Genomic DNA, 14,914 nt, shown 5'->3' with positions numbered 1-14,914 from the left:
CCCCAAGCGCTAGTCGTCCGCCGGAGGGCCCGGCGGACGACGACAATAAGAGTTCTTGCTCAGAGCTACCCGTCACCGCGCATTATCTTAAACTCCTCTTAGGGAACAGCCCAAACGAATGCGCGTTTTGGGTCGATTTTCACACTTCGGTGGGCGCGGGAACCACGCGCGCCCCGGCGACCGGACCGCTGGCGACCCGCACCGTGCGGCAGACGCCGGCGCCGGAGACCTCGGTGCCCACGTCCACCGCCGAGGCCGCCGAGGGGCACAGGAAGGCGCACGTCGGGCCCGAACCGGACACGATGCCCGCGAGGGCGCCCGCCTCGACGCCCGCGCGCAGGGTCCGGCGCAGCTTCGGGTTCAGGCTCACCGCGGCCGCCTGCATCTCGTTGCCCAGCAGGGCCGCCAGCTGTTCGGAGTCGCCGGCGGCCAGCGCCGCCAGCACCGGGCCGGGGCCGTCGAGCCGCGGCGGGTCGCCCGCCTCCCGCAGCCGGTCCAGCTCGGCGAACACCTTGCGCGTGAGCAGCTCGCCGTCGGCGAACGCCAGCACCCAGTGGAACGTGTTGCGGGACAACACGGTCGCCAGCTCCTCGCCGCGGCCGGTGCCCAACGCGGTGCCGCCGTGCAGCGCAAACGGCACGTCGCTGCCCAACCGCGCGGCGAGCATGCGCAGGTCGCGGCGCGGCACGTTGAGCTCCCACAGCGAGTTCATGGCGACCAGCACGGCCGCCGCGTCGGCGCTGCCACCGGCCATCCCGCCGGCGACCGGGATCGACTTGTCGATCATGATCGAGACGTCGGGCGCCCGGCCGACGTGTTCGGCCATCAGCTCGGCGGCCTGCCAGGCCAGGTTGCGTTCGTCGGTGGGCAGCTTGTCCGCGCCCTCGCCGACGAGCTCGAGCGAGAGCACGTCGGCGTTGCGGACCGTCACCTCGTCGAGCAGCGAAACCGCCTGAAACACGGTCGTCAGCTCGTGATAGCCGTCCTCGCGGCGGTCGCCGACCGCCAGATACAGGTTGACCTTCCCGGGCACTCGAACCGTGACCGACCCGGTGGGCACCCACTGGGCGGCGGTATTGCCGCCAGTCATGTCGACCACCGCAGCAGACTATCGCTGCGAGAAGCCAACCACACGCAGCGGCGCCGCCCTCAGCTCGGGGACGGCTGCTGTTGGGCCGCGGGCGGGGTGGTACCGGCCGATCCGGTCGACCGCCGCAACAGCCGCACGAAGTCGTCGATGGACAGCGTTTCACCGCGGCGGGCCGGGTCGATGCTGGCGGCCAGCAGCCGGTTCGCCGACTCGCTGCCCGAGCCGGCCCACTCGATGAACGCGTTGCGCGCCGTCTTGCGTCGCTGCGCGAACGCGATGTCCACCAGCTGAAACACCTGTCGGCGGAACGCCTCGTCGGTGGGCCACGGCGCGGCGGCGTAGCGGTCGATGCGGACGAGCCCGGAGTAGACGCGCGGAATCGGCCAGAAGACGGTCGGCGACACCATGCCGCAGCGTCGGACCGTGCCGAAGAAGCGGACCTTGACGCTGGGCACGCCGTAGTCCTTGCCGCCGGGTTCGGCGGCAAGGCGTTCGGCCACCTCCGCCTGCACCATGACGGTCACGGTCCTGATGGACGGGAATTCGGCGAGCAGATGCAGCAGCGCGGGCACCGCGACGTTGTAGGGCAGGTTGGCCACGACCGCGTTGGGTTGCGCGGCCAGCTCGTCGCCGCGCAGGGTCAACACGTCGCGGTTGACCACGGTGAGTCGCTGGCTTTCGCTGTGCGAGCGCTCGGCGACGGTTTGCGGCAGCCGCTCGGCAAGCACCGGGTCGATCTCGACGGCGGTGACGGTGGCGCCGCGCTCCAGCAGGGCCAGGGTCAGCGAACCCAAACCCGGACCGACCTCCAGCACGTGGTCGGACCGACCCACGCCGGAGGTCGAGACGATCCGCCGGACCGTGTTGGCGTCGTGAACGAAGTTTTGGCCGAGCGATTTCCGTGGCCGGAAGTCAAGTTCTTTGGCAAGCCGCCTGATCTCGGTGCGACCGAGCAGCCGGACGGTCAGCTCGCACCAGCTCTTCCGCTGCACACCGGCCACGCACCCCAGCCCTGACGCGCCCGCGTCACCTCGGCCACGGCGATCTGCTCTTCCCGAGTCGCCAGGTCGGCGCGCGCGGCGAACCGCAGCCCGCCGTTGCGCTCCCAGGTGCCCTGGTCGAACTGCACACCGCCGTAGTAGCCGTTGCCGGTGTTGATCGCCCAGTTCCCGCCGGCCTCGCAGCCGGCGATCGCGTCCCAGATGGAGCCGTTGGTCACCGGCGGCACGTCGGTGCCGGGCTTGGTGCCCACCCGCACCACGGCGTCGCGGGCCGGGGTGATCACGGTGTTGGCAATCGGCAACCGGCCGGTCTCGACGCCGTTGACGGTGGCCACCGCGAACGTGACGTCCTGGGTGCCCGGGCTGCCCGGGTCCTCGACGACCTGGCGGCTCATGTTCATGTCCGGGTCCTCGACGCGACGGGCGTTCGGCTGCAACGGCATTCGCTCGGTGACCCGCTGGATCCGGTTACGGGTGACCTGGATCTCCATGCCGTCGACGATGGGCGAGGACGCGCTGGGCGTGGCCTGATCCCCCTCGAGGAGCGGCGCGCCGGCGGCGCTCAGCAGGCCGGCGACGTTGGGCGCCGGCAGGTGGACCGTGCGGGTCGCGCCGCCGTCGGTGATGCGGACGGTCTTGGCGCTGACGACGGGCAGCGCCATGCCGGCCAGCGGGACCCGGCTGCCGCGGGAGGCCGCGGCCGGGGCGGTGTCGGTCATGGCGAGTTGGGCCAGCGCCTCGTCGACGGTCGACGCCGTCGTCCACACCTGCTTGGTGTCGTGGCCGTCCAGCGAGATCTGCAGCGGCCGGCTGCGGCGCAACACGATGTTGGCGGCGTCGTGCACCTTGACGTCCCCGGCGGGGTACAGGTCGTCCCGCTCGTCGACGGCGAAGCCGTTCTCCTGCACGATGTCGATGACCCGCGACTTCATGGTGGTCACCCGCATCGCGATCCCGTCGACGGTCAGCGTCACCGTCTTGCACGCGGAGACCGCGAATCCGCCGGCGCACGCCAGAACTACCAGCAGGCCTCCGACGATCAGTCGCAGCATCGGGGAGGGGGTCTGATGCAGTTTTGTTAATACAGTCAACGCGCGTCTATCCCGAACACAGCAAGCACTCCAACGACCTAATCAGCACCAAGCGACAAATAAGGGCCCGTAGGCCCCATCCCTTTCGATCACAAGACGGTAACGAACCGGCCAAAGTTGAGCAACTCCGGCGAGGGTTTGTTAACGCAATCGTCCCGTCGGGCGACTTATGCCCGAGCCATTCCGTAGACCCGCCGGGCGTTGCTCGTGGTGGCCCGCGCCAGCTCTTCGGCGGGACGACCCACCAATTCCGCGATCGCTCGCACAGTATAAGGAAGGCAATACGGTTCGTTGGGCGACCCGCGGTAGGGGTGCGGCGTCAGGAACGGCGCATCGGTTTCCACCAACAGCTGGTCCAGCGGGATCAGTGGAACGGCTTCGCGCAGGTCGCGGGCGTTGCGGAAGCTGGCCGTCCCCGACAGGCTGAGCAACCACCCGGCGTCCACGCAGCGGCGGGCCATCGTGGCGTCCGACGAGAAGCAATGGAAGATCACGGTGTCGGGAGCGCCCTCGGCCGCCAGCACGTCGAGCACCTCGGCGTCGGCCTCGCGGTTGTGGATCATCAGGGGTTTTTCGCACCGCTTGGCCAGGTCGATGTGCCAGGCGAAGGCGTCCCGCTGCGTGTCCGGTCGCGCGCAGCCGTCGAGCCGGCCGGGCCAGTAGAGGTCCAGGCCGGTCTCCCCCACCGCCACCACCCGGGGATGCGCCACCAGGCGCTCGATCTCGCTGCGGGCGTCGTCGTCCAGCGCGTCGGCGCGGGTGGGGTGCAAGGCCACCGCGGCGTAGACGCGCGGATCCCATTCGGCGGCCCGCGTCACCCAGCGCGCCGAATCCAGGTCGTCGGCGATGGTGACCATCGCCCCCACCCCGACCGCCTCGGCCCGGTCGGCGATCGCGCGCACGTCCTCGGCGTCGCGCGCGCCGCACGCGTCCAGGTGGGTATGGGCGTCGATCAGCGGCGCCAGCGGATCCGGGGCGGGCGGGGCTTCGCGTTCTCGGCGTTCTCGCGGTTTGGAGCTCACGCGCACACAATAAGGTGGACTCTCGATGAGGCCCTTCTACGTCACCACCGCGATCACGTATCCCAACGGCAATCCGCACGTCGGGCACGCGTATGAGTACGTCGCGACCGACGCCATCGCCCGGTTCAAGCGGCTCGACGGCTTCGACGTGCGCTTCCTGACCGGCACCGACGAGCACGGCCTCAAGATGATGGAGACGGCGGCGGCCGAAGGCATCCCGACCGCCGATCTGGCGCGGCGCAATTCCGACATCTTCCAGCGGCTCCAGGAGAAGCTGAACATCTCCTTCGACCGGTTCATCCGCACCACCGACGCCGACCATCACGAGGCATCCAAGGCGATCTGGCGGCGGATGGAAGCGGCCGGCGACATCTACCTGGACAGCTACGCCGGGTGGTACTCGGTGCGCGACGAGCGGTTCTTCGTCGAATCGGAGACCGCCGAGGTCGACGGCATCCGGGTCGCCGTCGAAACCGGCACGCCGGTCACCTGGACCGAGGAGCAGACCTATTTCTTCCGGCTGTCGGCGTATACCGACAAGCTGCTGGCCCACTACGAGGCCAACCCCGACTTCATCGCGCCCGACGTGCGGCGCAACGAGGTGGTCAGCTTCGTCTCGGGCGGTCTGCGGGATCTGTCGATCTCGCGGACGTCGTTCGACTGGGGCGTGAAAGTGCCCGAGCATCCCGATCACGTCATGTACGTCTGGGTGGACGCGCTGACCAATTACCTGACCGGGGTGGGCTACCCGGACACCGATTCGGCGATGTTCCAACGTTATTGGCCCGCGGATCTGCACATGATCGGCAAGGACATCATCCGCTTCCACACGGTGTACTGGCCGGCGTTTCTGATGTCGGCCGGGATCGATTTGCCGCGAAGGGTTTTCGCGCACGGGTTCCTGCTCAACCGGGGCGAGAAAATGAGCAAGTCGGTGGGCAACGTCGTCGACCCCGTCGCGCTGGCGGATACGTTCGGCGTGGACCAGCTGCGCTATTTCCTGTTGCGCGAGGTGCCGTTCGGCCAGGACGGCAGCTACAGCGAAGAGGCCATTATCACCCGGATCAACACCGACCTGGCCAACGAGCTGGGCAACCTGGCCCAGCGGTCGTTGTCGATGGTGGCCAAGAACCTGGACGGGGTGGTGCCCGAGCCCGGTGAGCTGAGTGCCGCGGACGCCGAGCTGCTGGCGACGGCCGACGGGTTGTTGGAGCGGGTCCGGGTCAGCTTCGACGGGCAGGCCATGCACCTGGCGTTGGAAGCGATCTGGCTGATGCTCGGCGACGCGAACAAGTACTTCTCGGCCCAGCAGCCGTGGGTGTTGCGCAAGAGCGACGCGGAGGCGGACCAAAAGCGTTTCGCCACAGTGCTTTACACGACGTGTGAGGCGGTTCGCATTGCGGCGCTGTTGATTCAGCCGGTGATGCCCGACTCGGCGAGCAAGCTGCTGGATCTGCTCGGCCAACCGCCCGAGCAGCGCGGGTTCGACGCCATCGGCACCCGGCTGGCGCCCGGCACGGCGCTGCCCGCGCCGGCCGGCGTCTTCCCGCGCTACCAGGTCGACTAGCGGGTTGCGAGGCGGACGCGAATAGTGACACGCCCCTTGGCGTCTCGGTGAGCGATCGCATGGCCGGCGCGTTCGGTGCCATCCAGCGTCAGCGACAGCGGAGCGCCTTCGCCGACGAAGTTGCGCCACCACGTCTTGGTATCCGGCATGTTCGCGACGATCTCGACATCGTCGCCGCGGCGCCGGTAGGCCACCGGGATCGAGAAGGTCCGTCCCGAGCGCCGACCCGTGTAGGTGACCAGTGTGATGCTGCGCTGGAGCCGTGCGCCCAAGCGCGGCGAGGACGCAATCGCCGCGACCGGCGTGTTCAACAACGGAGCCGCGCGCATCACCAGGCGGCCGACCTTCTTGGCTACGGACATTTTCGATACCCCTTTCGGTTCAAACCAGCATTGACAGGCACAGCGCGGTGACGGCCAGGCCCTGCAGGGTGGCCCTGAGCGTGATCACCTTGTCCCAGTCGCGTTGCAGCGCCCGAGCATCGGTGGGCAGCTCGGGCCGGTCGGCGCCGGCGATGAGTTGCCGGTTGATCGGCGCGCTCACCTTCAGGTAGAGCAGCAGCCACACCAGCAGCAGGGCGACGGCGGCGCCGGCAGCGCCGGCTTGCGCCCAGCGGCCGAACGCCGAAGCGAGCGCCGCGCTGATGGCCGCCGCGGCCAGGCCGAGCAGGCCGGGTAGTCGCATCCGGCGGTCACCGTAGCGATGCACGTTGCCCATCACCGCGAGCAGGGCGTGGTCGTCGACGCGGGCCAGCGCGGGGCGCTGCACCATCGCGCAGAACACGTCGGTGCCGTAGACCACCCCGGTCCCCAGCACCGCAACGACCGCAAACAACGTGGCAACCATGATGCGACTCCTCGTCTCCGTAGGTGTTAGCAACGCTAACCCCTAGGATTCAGTGTGTCAATAGCACCGCTAGCATTGATATCGGCGCTAGTATCACGGCATGGCCATCGAGGACCGCAGGGCACGCGAACGGGCGGCCCGCCGCGCGCTGATCACCACTACCGCGCGCAAGCTGGCCGAGGAAGAGGGCTGGGACGCCGTCACCACCCGTCGGCTGTCCGCCGAGATCGAATACAGCCAACCGGTGCTCTACAAACACTTCTCCGGCATGGAGGACATCGCCGCCTCGGTCGCCGTGGAGGGATTCGGCGAGCTCGCGCACGCGCTGCGCGGCGCCCGCGGCGACGCCACCGACGGGCGGGATGCGGTGACGCGGGTGGCCCGGGCGTTCATCGGGTTCGCTCGGGACAACCCCGCCCTCTTCGACGCGATGTTCACCCGCGCGACGACGCTGCCGTTCGCCGCCGAGGACACTCCGGCCGAGCTGACGGCGGCCTTCGCGGAATTACGGGCGGCGGTGGCGATGGTCGCGGGCCCACGGGACCCCGACACGCTGACCGAGGTGGTGTGGGCCGCCCTGTACGGTCTGGTCACCCTCGAGCGCGCCGGGCGGTTACGCCCGGATCAGCACGCCGCCCGACTCGACATTCTGATCAGCGGATTCTGCGGCGCCACCGCGTCGACGGCGGGATTCCCGAACGCCGGTGCGGGGTCCGGGTAATCGCCGAAAACCGAACGCGCGGCGACATCCTGCGAGCGCATCTGCGCCAAGACCTCGTGTATAGCCTATGTTATGCGCCATAATCGGCCGGTGGAGCGACGACGCAATCGGCATCACGAGGATTCGCCGATGACTACCTTGAAGCAGCTGCCGGCGTTGGTTGTGCTCGAGCGGATTCCGATCCCCGTGCTGGCCATCGAGAACGACGGCGCCATCCTGTTTTCCAACGCCGCGTTCGCCGAGATGATGGGCTACGAGCCGGAAGAGGTCTTGTCGCTCCGGTTCCACCAGATCTTCCATCAGGCGCCGGAGTCGGAGTCGTTGTTATCGGTCGTTCATTCCCTGGCGAACATGGTCGTCGAGCTGGCGCACAAGGACGGTTCGGTGGTGCGGGCCCTGATGAGCAAGTCGGCGGCGATGCGGGCCGACGATCAATTCGTCCTCGCGGCTTTCCAGGATCTGACCGAGCAGTTGTGGCAGGACGACCGCTAACCCCGGCGTCCGCCGGAGCGGCGCGGTAGGCCGCCGGAAACCATCAGCCGGAAATGGCCGAAAGACGAACCACTGGACACCGCGAGGCGCGGCAACGCCAGCGGGTCGCAACGACGGTCGGCGAAGCCCGCCGTGGCGGCTAGCGCCCAGCGGATGCCGCGGGCGCGCAGTGCGTCCTTGGCGCGGGCGTCGAAATCCCGCGGCCGCCCGTTGGGGTAGGCGAAAACCGTGACGCGCTGGCCGGTTTCGCGCTCGAGTGCCGCGCAGGAATCCGCGATCTCCCGTTCGACCTTGTCGTCGTCGCAGCGGGCGAGGATCGGGTGGGTCACCGAATGCGGGTGCAGTGTCACCAGACCGTCGCCGGCCAGCCCGCGCGCTTCGTCCCACGAGAGCATCCGGAACGGACCACCGTCGCCGTCGTCGCGGTGGCCAAGCGCGGCGAAAATCTCGTCCAGCGCCCTGATCCGGTCCGCGTCGGCCAGGTCCTTGCACGCCGCAACCGCGGCGGCGTAGGCCTTGCCGCGGTTGGTCACCCCGGCGAGCGAGCGAACGCCCAGCCCCAACGCGGCCAGGTCGACCTCGTGCGCGGTGGTGCGGGCGATCGCGAGCCAAAGGCGGTCCGGCCAAAGGATTTCGCCGCCGTCCAGCGGGCCGGTCGCCAGGAACACCGCCGCAGGCAACCGCAGCTCGCGCAGCACCGGAACGGCATGCGTGGCCAGGTTGCGGGTGCCGTCGTCGAAGGTGATCGCCACCGCGCGGGGCGGCAGCGTCTCCTCGGCAAGCCGATCGAGGGCCTCCTGCAGCGGGAGGACGTTGAAATGCTTACGCAGATAAGCCAACTGACGGCGGTAGCGCGCCGCACCGAGCACGTGCCCGCAGGGCGGCGACGGCGGTTCGTCCTCCACCCCGTGAAACATCACGATGGCGAGCGCGTCGCGGTGTCGCCGCCGGGCCAGCGCCGGCACCCCGGCGGCGCACAGCAGAGCGGCCACGACGTTCTTGACGAGCGCCATCAGGCGTCAAACGCTAACGGCGCCGCCATGATTCGCGTCTGGTGCGCCACACGATCACCGCCGCTCCGACGATCGCCACAGCGACCCAACCCGCGCCGAACCACCATAGCCAGCCAAGGTCCGAGTGGCTCTGCGCCCCGGGGGTCGGAGCGGCCGCGGGCGACCGTTCGACGCTCACCGGGTCCTGCCCGCCCGGTGCGGACACCACCGCAACGCCCTTGAGCCGTTGCCAGCGCTTGTTATCGGCGTTGAGCCAGCGCAGCAGCTCGTCGAGCTGCCCCGGCGCCCCGTTGGAGGTGGCGACCAGCAGTGACCGGCCCTTGTTGAAAACCGTTTGGAGAGAAGCGAACCGGAGACCGGGATCCAGCGTGAGCTTGGCGGGCTTGCCGTCGGATTCGATGGCGTTGACGGTGATCGGGCCGCTGGGCCCCGCGGAAACCGGAAGCGCGACGTTGGAGTGATTCCACCCGTCGGCGGCGATCACGATGGCGGGGTCAGACGAGTCGATCGCCTGTTGCGCGGTCGTGACCGTGGTGTAGATCGGCACGGAGCTTATCCGCTGCAGTCCCACCACCAGGTTGATCGCGCGCACCGTGTCGATCAGCGAGTGGGGCTCGATCCCCACCTGCACCCGGGGCATCAGCGACTGCGGCATCGACTGGAAGCCGTCCGGCACCGGCGGTGCGGCCGGATTGCTCGCAATGATGCTGTCGCCGTTGATGTTCAGATTGAGGAGCTGGTTTCCGGCGCCCGCGGTGTAGAAGTCGCCGCAGTGTCCGATGTTTGCGGCGACGTCGAGAACCATGTCGAGGCTGGTGTAGCGCTGCAGCAGCCGGTCCGGCACGTCGACCCAGCGGTCGATGGTGCCGTGGCCGTCGGTCGGCCAGTGGTCGATGGTCTCCGGGCCGATCGTCACGGCGATCTGTCCGCCGATGTTGCCGGGCGTCGGGGTGTAGGAGCCCTGCAGATGCACGCGCACGTCGTGTATCGATCTGCCGAACCGGGTCTGGTCCAGTCCGATCGACACCCGCGGCTGCAGGGATGTCGCGTTGACGACCGGCTGGCCCAATTCGCGCAACGTGACGCTGCCGCCCAGCTGCTGCAGGCTGGGCTTGAGTTGTTCCGCCGCCGTCTTGGAGGACAGGGCCAGCTGCGACACGTCGTTGAACAGCACGGCGGTGTTCGATTCGTCGGACTGCCCAAGGGGTCCCGACATCAGCAACCACGGCACGCCGGCGGCGCCCTGCAGGGAAAGCCCGTTGTCGGGGCCCTCTTTGACGACGATCTGGCGCTCGAGCGATTGCGGGGGCGTCGGGGGCGCCGCCTGTCCCTCGGCCAGCGGGGTCACGATTATCTCGGGCGTCTGCCTGCCATAGCGCGAGGCCACGGACGCGGCCAGTTGGATCGCCGTGTCGGACTCGTTCGCCGACGGCGATTGCGGCAGAAAGATGGAAAGCTTGCGCAGCACGGGCGGCAGGAAATGCGCCACCGTGGTCGGCGGCAGTTCGACCCCGGTGTAGGTGATCGACCCGTTCGCCAGACGCAGCGGGCTCTCCGGGTACAGGCAGAATCCATCCAACGGCACCAGGTAGGACCGCAAGGTCACGGTCATCCACTTGTCGTTGACTTCCGCCCCGGCCAGCGGAATGACGATCGGCGTCTGATCGGCGGTGGGCAGAGTCAATCGGGCGAGGGTGCGCTCGCCCTGGGTCACCGTGAGCTGGCCGGACCGCAGGTTGACCGGCAGTTCGACGGTGGCGTTCAGCGCCGCGGGCGTGAGCCCGTGCAGCACCGGCACGGTCAGCTGTTGGCTGCTCGTCAGCCCCCAGAACTCCAGGGTGGGGGCCGACCCGATGTCGGTCAGCGACAGGGTCGGCGAGTCCGCCGTCGTAACCGGGTCGCCGGGCGCGGCCCACGACGCCGGGGCGCTCATCACCAAAAACCCGGCCACAGCGGCCAGCGCAACCACTTTGCCCAGACGTCTCGGGTACATCACCGGAACAGTATGCATTGTCGAAACCGCCGCAGCCCCACTTACTTAAATCACCGCCCCTTCGGCGGCGAAAAAGGATGCGGCACATCCGGCCCGACTTCGCATGGGCGCGCGGGCCTACCCGATAAGGGGTTCGGTCGCGGCGTCGGGGCGGGCGGAAATGAACGGGGCGTGGCGCATCACTTCGCGTCCCAGGAATTGCTGGAAGTAAGGCAGCGAGGCTTCCGTCACGGTGCCGGGCAGCAAAAGCTCCAATATTTGACGCAGTCGCTCGGCGACCCCGCCGGCGGCGATCTGCTTCGGATCGCGGCGTGCTATCGCCTTGAATACCAACCGCGTTCCGAACATGGCGCCCACCAGAAACTCGGAGAGGACTTCGGGGTCCACGTCCTTGCGCAGGTCGCCCTCCCTGATCGCTCGCCTCGCCTCGTCGGCGATCTTCACCGCCAGGTCCCCGTAGAAGCTCGCGGCGGCCTCGTTCAATCCGCTTAAGGCAGAGGCCAATTGCTCGGCCGTGCGAACCATTTTGTCGTTATTCAGCACTTCGACGATGGTGAAGGCGCCGTGCAGCAGGTTTTCCAGCCCCGGCGACGACGACCCGCACACGTTCCCGAATGCGGTCAGAAGGGTTTCGGAGCCCTCCTTCAAGATGTCCGACGCCAAAGATTCCTTGGAATCGAAGTGGTGATAGAGGGCGCCCTTGGTCATTCCGGTCCGCTCGATGATCGCGCCCCACCCGGCGGCGGCATACCCGACTTCCCCGAACACCTCGATGGCGGCGTCGAGAATCTTGCGCCGAGTGGCTTCGGATCGGACCTGTCGCGGCACTATTCCTGCACCTCCGGAGTTCGCGTCGGATGCGCGGAGTCGTCTAATTCCACGACCGCAAGTTGCCCAAGGTTAGCAGCCGCGACCGCGACGAGCGGGCGGTCTGACCAACCGCCGCGCGGGTGTTACGCCGAGTCTTCGTCCGTCGAAGTGGAGTTGACGGCGAGGGCCGCACGCCGCCTTAGGAATTGACGGAAGTAGTCGGTGCGGTCCGGTTGCAGAATCCCGACCAGAAGCAGCATCCAGCAGTTCTCCAGGTCGAGCAGGAATCGTTCCGGTTCGTCCAGATTGCTCGTTTTCCGCAGCCCCATGTGCAGGGAGACCATCATGCGTCCCACGTCGTCGGGATCGCAGCGTTCGGCGATGTCCCCCTCGGTGATGGCCTGCCGAACGACTTCCGACAGGGCTTCCACCCATCCGCTCAGCAGCGTCTTCTGCAGGCCTTCGGAATGCCCGACCGACTCGATCAAGTTCAGGCCGGCCCTGACCAGATCCGTCTTGATGTCTTGAACGGCGATCAGATACGAGAAGTCGATCAGGGTTTCCAGGCCCGAAAGCCCCCTCGTCAGCAGGTCTCCCACGGCGACGGTCGCCGCGGCGATCTGCTTGTTGATGAGCTCCACCGCCAACGCGTGTTTGGACTTGAAGTGGAAATACATCGCGCCCTTGGTGAGCTGGGCCTCGGCGAGAATGTCGTCGAGTCCGACGTCGTGGTACGGCCGGCGGGCGAACTGATGCGAGGCGGCCCGCAGGATCTGCCGCCGCGTCGCGTCGGCGCGTCCATCGGTCGAATGGGTCGTCATCGGTATTGCCAGCTCAGCTCTCGTACGCCCGGAATACACGACGCCGCGCGCGCGGAAACATGGACCCGGTGGGATTGCCGGGGCCCCTCACGTCGGCATTGGATAACGCGAGCGACCTCGTCGGGGTTTGCGGCCCTGACCTGGTCAATCGCCATCAGGTTGGTGAGCAGGGCATACACCTCGGTTCGTGTGCGGTTCGAATCAACACCGACCGGCCACCCCCGGGCAGTACGTGGGCCACGTCTGAGGTTAGCAGCCGGGCTCGGCCTCTTGACGCTCCCGTAAATACTTGTAGTTTAGATCACACGCTCTTTACAAACTATTAGTATGCTTTATATGCTATTATCAGAAAGTCAGTTTGTGGACGGCCATCTCTCAAACCCCCGGATCCGGGCAAATGAGCAGCCAAGACGCCCGCTTTCCGACCACCTGTAGGACGCAAGGGAGAACCACATGCCGGTCGTGACCACTAGGCCACGTGCGCTGGCGCAGTCCGCAGGCAGGGGGCCCAGGAAGGGACTTAGTGCCTTCCCAGTAGCAGGCCAAATACTCTTCGCTGGCGCATATGCCAGTAACCATACTTTAAGTATGGATAGTTGCGGAATCCAGGGGTTGGGGTACGGCATGTCCGGTAGGGCCGGGGTCTGACGTGATCGATTTCGGCGCTTTTCCCCCGGAGTTCAACTCCGCGCGGATGTATGCCGGGCCGGGCCCGCTCTCGCTGGTGGCCGCCTCGGTGGCCTGGGACAGCCTGGCCACCGAGCTGTACTCGGCGTCGAGCTGCTACCGGACGGTGATCGCGGGCCTGACGACGGGCCGCTGGTTGGGTCCCTCCTCGCTGACCATGGCGTCCGCCTTCGCTCCCTACATGGCATGGACCGCCGGCGCGGCCGCGCGGGCCGCCGAAACCGCCGGTCAGGCCAGGCTCGCGGTGGAGGTCTACGAGGCGGCGTTCGCGATGACGGTTCCCCCGCCGGCCGTCGCCGCCAACCGGGTCCAGCTCGCCACCCTGATCGCCACCAACTTCTTCGGCCAGAACGCCGCGGCGATCGCGGCGACCGAGGCCGAGTACGGCGAGATGTGGGCGCAGGACGCCGCGGCGATGTACGAGTACGCCGCGGGTTCGGCGGCCGCGTGCGAGGTGACCCCCTTCACCCCGCCGCCGGACGTCGCCAACCCGGCCGGCGTGGCCAGCCAGGGCAGCGCGGTCGCCCAGGCCGGAACGTTGGCGGCGACCCACACCACGCTCTCGAACGTGGTCTCCACGGTGCCGAACACCCTGCAGGGGCTTTCCTCACCGGTCAGCGCGCTGACAAGCGGAACCACCGCGGCCACCGGCGGCACCGGCTCCGCCACGTCGTCGCTGATGGACAGCCTGGTGTCCAGCCTGCCCAGCTCCGTGCCCACCTACTTCATGGCCGCGGCCACGCCGTTGTACGGCATGTCCTCCATCCTCGGCATGGCGCAGACCGCGCAAGGCTTGGCGAACGGGGCGATGGCGGCCGCGAGCACCGCGGCGTCGGGGGCGGCCAGCGCGGCGAGCACCGGCGTCGGCGCGCTCGGATCGCTGGGCTCGCTCGGGTCGGGTGTCGCCGGCAGCCTGGGCAGCGCCGCGTCGCTGGGACCGCTTGCGGTGCCGGCGAGTTGGACCAGCGTGATCCCGACGGCGCAGAGCGCCGCGTCCGCGCTGCCGGCCATCAACCTCGCCGGCGCCAACACGCCCCCCAGCATCATGGGCTCGCTGCCGCGCCTGGCCGCCGCGTCGGGCAAGAACCTCGGACCCCGTTACGGCGTCATCCCCACCGTGATGACCCGCCCGCCGTCCGCCGGATACGGATGATCCGGCCAGAACTGCCCGTGATGCTAAGGAGCGGTAAGTGAAGTACACGCCCACCCAGGTCGCCGGCGTGACGATCATTGACCTCGAACCGCAGCGCGACCATCGCGGCTTCTCTTCCCGTTCCTACTGCGCCGACGAATTCGCCAGTCGTGGGCTGACTTTCGACGTCACCCACACGCACATCTACTTCAACTACACCCGCGGCACGGTACGGGGTCTGCACCACCAGGGGCCGCACGCCCAGACCCAGCTGATCCGCTGCACCCGCGGCGCCATCGCCGCCGTCGCGGTGGACATTCGCCCCGGGTCGAAGAGCTACGGCGACCACACGATGGTCGAGTTGAGCGCCGAGAACTACCGGGCGCTGTTCCTGCCGCCGTTCGTGGCACACGGCTTCCAAACCCTGGTCGACGACACCGAGGTCAGCTACCAGGTCAGCGGTCCGCCGGCGCCGTTCGACGAGCAGGGATTCCATTGGAGCGAACCCGAATTCGGGATCGTGTGGCCGTTGCCGGTCACGGTGATCTCCGAACGCGATGCCAGTTGGCCCTCACGAACAACCAATTACCCGTCGATCGAGAGTGCAGCGTCATGTCTGAGCCGTTGA

General features: G+C 68.1%; 15 protein-coding genes. 5 read left to right on the top strand and 10 right to left on the bottom strand.

All coding sequences use genetic code 11. The annotated features are described in order from the left end of the window. Positions 1-139: 139 nt before the first annotated feature. From A5680_RS19420 to A5680_RS19405, 4 genes are all read right to left on the bottom strand, one after another. Entirely contained in the window at positions 140-1,090 is a 951-nt protein-coding gene (locus tag A5680_RS19420) for a 4-(cytidine 5'-diphospho)-2-C-methyl-D-erythritol kinase (protein WP_067822250.1), read from the bottom strand. Positions 1,091-1,149: 59 nt separating this feature from the next. Next, positions 1,150-2,091 carry a 16S rRNA (adenine(1518)-N(6)/adenine(1519)-N(6))-dimethyltransferase RsmA gene (gene rsmA / locus A5680_RS19415; protein ID WP_055403067.1) on the bottom strand — a complete coding sequence of 314 codons (942 nt, stop codon included), beginning with the start codon at positions 2,089-2,091 and terminating at the stop codon, positions 1,150-1,152. After that, complete coding sequence (locus A5680_RS19410; RefSeq protein WP_197281225.1) at positions 2,055-3,182, bottom strand: resuscitation-promoting factor; 1,128 nt, start codon at positions 3,180-3,182, stop codon at positions 2,055-2,057. The genes rsmA and A5680_RS19410 overlap by 37 nt, the downstream gene beginning before the upstream one ends. 167 nt (positions 3,183-3,349) lie before the next feature. Continuing rightward, on the bottom strand, positions 3,350-4,210 hold the full coding sequence (locus A5680_RS19405; protein WP_055403063.1) for a TatD family hydrolase: 861 nt from the start codon (positions 4,208-4,210) through the stop codon (positions 3,350-3,352). 19 nt (positions 4,211-4,229) lie between these two features. Between A5680_RS19405 and metG the strand changes: the two genes are divergently transcribed. Further along, the gene (metG, locus tag A5680_RS19400) at positions 4,230-5,771 is read left to right on the top strand and encodes a methionine--tRNA ligase (protein WP_055403061.1); all 1,542 of its coding nucleotides are present in this window, start codon (positions 4,230-4,232) and stop codon (positions 5,769-5,771) included. Here the strand turns inward: metG and A5680_RS19395 are convergent. Together A5680_RS19395 and A5680_RS19390 are read right to left on the bottom strand one after the other, a co-directional pair. Further along, positions 5,768-6,133, bottom strand: coding sequence for a nitroreductase/quinone reductase family protein (locus A5680_RS19395; protein WP_055403059.1), 366 nt, complete (start codon positions 6,131-6,133; stop codon positions 5,768-5,770). The two genes, metG and A5680_RS19395, sit on opposite strands and share 4 nt — an antisense overlap. A gap of 19 nt (positions 6,134-6,152) precedes the next feature. Beyond that, the gene (locus A5680_RS19390) at positions 6,153-6,617 is read right to left on the bottom strand and encodes a DUF1772 domain-containing protein (RefSeq protein WP_055403057.1); all 465 of its coding nucleotides are present in this window, start codon (positions 6,615-6,617) and stop codon (positions 6,153-6,155) included. A gap of 100 nt (positions 6,618-6,717) precedes the next feature. Here A5680_RS19390 and A5680_RS19385 point away from each other — a divergent pair, with 100 nt between their 5' ends. Both A5680_RS19385 and A5680_RS19380 read left to right on the top strand, forming a co-directional pair. Further along, complete coding sequence (locus tag A5680_RS19385) at positions 6,718-7,338, top strand: TetR/AcrR family transcriptional regulator (protein WP_067822194.1); 621 nt, start codon at positions 6,718-6,720, stop codon at positions 7,336-7,338. Positions 7,339-7,467: 129 nt separating this feature from the next. Further along, a complete protein-coding gene (locus tag A5680_RS19380; protein ID WP_055405609.1) occupies positions 7,468-7,830 on the top strand; it encodes a PAS domain S-box protein in 363 nt (120 codons plus the stop codon). Here the strand turns inward: A5680_RS19380 and A5680_RS19375 are convergent. The 4 genes from A5680_RS19375 to A5680_RS19360 form a co-directional block, all read right to left on the bottom strand. Beyond that, the gene (locus tag A5680_RS19375) at positions 7,827-8,843 is read right to left on the bottom strand and encodes a polysaccharide deacetylase family protein (RefSeq protein WP_067822191.1); all 1,017 of its coding nucleotides are present in this window, start codon (positions 8,841-8,843) and stop codon (positions 7,827-7,829) included. The genes A5680_RS19380 and A5680_RS19375 overlap by 4 nt on opposite strands. A 13-nt stretch (positions 8,844-8,856) precedes the next feature. Next, on the bottom strand, positions 8,857-10,854 hold the full coding sequence (locus A5680_RS19370) for a hypothetical protein (RefSeq protein ID WP_055405607.1): 1,998 nt from the start codon (positions 10,852-10,854) through the stop codon (positions 8,857-8,859). 99 nt (positions 10,855-10,953) lie between these two features. Continuing rightward, on the bottom strand, positions 10,954-11,664 hold the full coding sequence (locus tag A5680_RS19365) for a TetR/AcrR family transcriptional regulator (protein WP_067822189.1): 711 nt from the start codon (positions 11,662-11,664) through the stop codon (positions 10,954-10,956). Positions 11,665-11,789: 125 nt separating this feature from the next. After that, positions 11,790-12,467: a TetR/AcrR family transcriptional regulator gene (locus A5680_RS19360; RefSeq protein WP_067822186.1), complete on the bottom strand. Its 678-nt coding sequence runs from the start codon at positions 12,465-12,467 to the stop codon at positions 11,790-11,792. 649 nt (positions 12,468-13,116) lie between these two features. Between A5680_RS19360 and A5680_RS19355 the strand changes: the two genes are divergently transcribed. Together A5680_RS19355 and A5680_RS19350 are read left to right on the top strand one after the other, a co-directional pair. Then, a complete protein-coding gene (locus tag A5680_RS19355; RefSeq protein ID WP_067822183.1) occupies positions 13,117-14,307 on the top strand; it encodes a PPE family protein in 1,191 nt (396 codons plus the stop codon). Between the two features lie 37 nt (positions 14,308-14,344). Continuing rightward, positions 14,345-14,914 carry a dTDP-4-dehydrorhamnose 3,5-epimerase family protein gene (locus tag A5680_RS19350; RefSeq protein ID WP_055402669.1) on the top strand — a complete coding sequence of 190 codons (570 nt, stop codon included), beginning with the start codon at positions 14,345-14,347 and terminating at the stop codon, positions 14,912-14,914.

Source organism: Mycobacterium sp. E2989 (assembly GCF_001667595.1).
Taxonomy (GTDB): domain Bacteria; phylum Actinomycetota; class Actinomycetes; order Mycobacteriales; family Mycobacteriaceae; genus Mycobacterium.
This window is presented reverse-complemented; position numbering and strand designations above follow the sequence as displayed.